Origin of the sequence: Streptococcus sanguinis (assembly GCF_020729765.1) — a bacterium.
GTDB lineage: Bacteria > Bacillota > Bacilli > Lactobacillales > Streptococcaceae > Streptococcus > Streptococcus sanguinis_Q.
This window is the reverse complement of record NZ_JAJEPD010000003.1, coordinates 1-1,030: the sequence shown is the minus strand read 5'-3', so window position 1 is coordinate 1,030 and position 1,030 is coordinate 1. Positions and strand designations below refer to the sequence as shown.

Here is a 1,030-nt window from a genome sequence, read left to right as displayed (position 1 = left end):
GGTTAGGAGTGGAAGTGTGGTGACACATGGAGCGGACTAATACTAATCGCTCGAGGACTTATCCTAGAATAAGAGATTCATCAGAGTGCAGCGAATGGTTTGAGTTTTTGTGAGATTTGATATTGTATTCAATTTTGAGTTGACAAGGCTTGTCTGAGAGGACAGGACAGTTAATTCAATAGTTAAGTGACGATAGCCTAGGAGATACACCTGTACCCATGCCGAACACAGCAGTTAAGCCCTAGAACGCCGGAAGTAGTTGGGGGTTGCCCCCTGTGAGATATGGTAGTCGCTTAGCGAAGGGAGTTTAGCTCAGCTGGGAGAGCATCTGCCTTACAAGCAGAGGGTCAGCGGTTCGATCCCGTTAACTCCCATATTCTGAAAAGAATAGGTCCCGTAGTGTAGCGGTTATCACGTCGCCCTGTCACGGCGAAGATCGCGGGTTCGATTCCCGTCGGGACCGTTGAAGTCGAGAAGATTTCAATAAAAGTAAGAGACTCGTTAGCTCAGTTGGTAGAGCATTTGACTTTTAATCAAAGGGTCACTGGTTCGAGCCCAGTACGGGTCATAAGAGCGGGTTTGGCGGAATTGGCAGACGCACCAGATTTAGGATCTGGCGCTTTAGGGCGTGGGGGTTCAAGTCCCTTAACCCGCATATAAGATAATAATGAGCCGGCTTAGCTCAGTTGGTAGAGCATCTGATTTGTAATCAGAGGGTCGCGTGTTCAAGTCATGTAGCCGGCATTTTTGAATAGGATGCGAACGTAGTTCAGTGGTAGAACATCACCTTGCCAAGGTGAGGGTCGCGGGTTCGAATCCCGTCGTTCGCTTGAGGCGGCCGGGGTGGCGGAACTGGCAGACGCACAGGACTTAAAATCCTGCGATTGGTAACGATCGTACCGGTTCGATTCCGGTCCTCGGCATAGACTTGTAAGAGGCAGTAGAAGAAGATGAGCACCCTTAGCTCAACTGGATAGAGTACCTGACTACGAATCAGGCGGTTAGAGGTTCGACTCCTCTAGGGTGCATT

8 tRNA genes and 1 rRNA gene are annotated in these 1,030 nt (G+C 49.6%); all 9 read left to right on the top strand.

The features are described from left to right. The first annotated feature begins 182 nt into the window (after positions 1-182). The 9 genes from rrf (at position 183) to K4H96_RS00040 (ending at position 1,028) form a co-directional block, all read left to right on the top strand. Positions 183-298 (top strand): 5S ribosomal RNA (rrf, locus tag K4H96_RS00080). Positions 299-301: 3 nt separating this feature from the next. Next, positions 302-374 (top strand) — tRNA-Val (locus tag K4H96_RS00075). A 16-nt stretch (positions 375-390) separates the two neighbouring features. Then, a tRNA-Asp gene (locus K4H96_RS00070) sits at positions 391-463 on the top strand. 32 nt (positions 464-495) lie between these two features. After that, positions 496-568 (top strand) — tRNA-Lys (locus tag K4H96_RS00065). 5 nt (positions 569-573) lie between these two features. Further along, positions 574-655: transfer RNA gene (locus K4H96_RS00060), tRNA-Leu, on the top strand. 16 nt (positions 656-671) lie between these two features. Further along, positions 672-744: transfer RNA gene (locus K4H96_RS00055), tRNA-Thr, on the top strand. Between the two features lie 14 nt (positions 745-758). Next, positions 759-830: transfer RNA gene (locus K4H96_RS00050), tRNA-Gly, on the top strand. 7 nt (positions 831-837) lie between these two features. Further along, positions 838-923: transfer RNA gene (locus tag K4H96_RS00045), tRNA-Leu, on the top strand. Between the two features lie 31 nt (positions 924-954). After that, positions 955-1,028: transfer RNA gene (locus K4H96_RS00040), tRNA-Arg, on the top strand. Positions 1,029-1,030 lie beyond the last annotated feature (2 nt).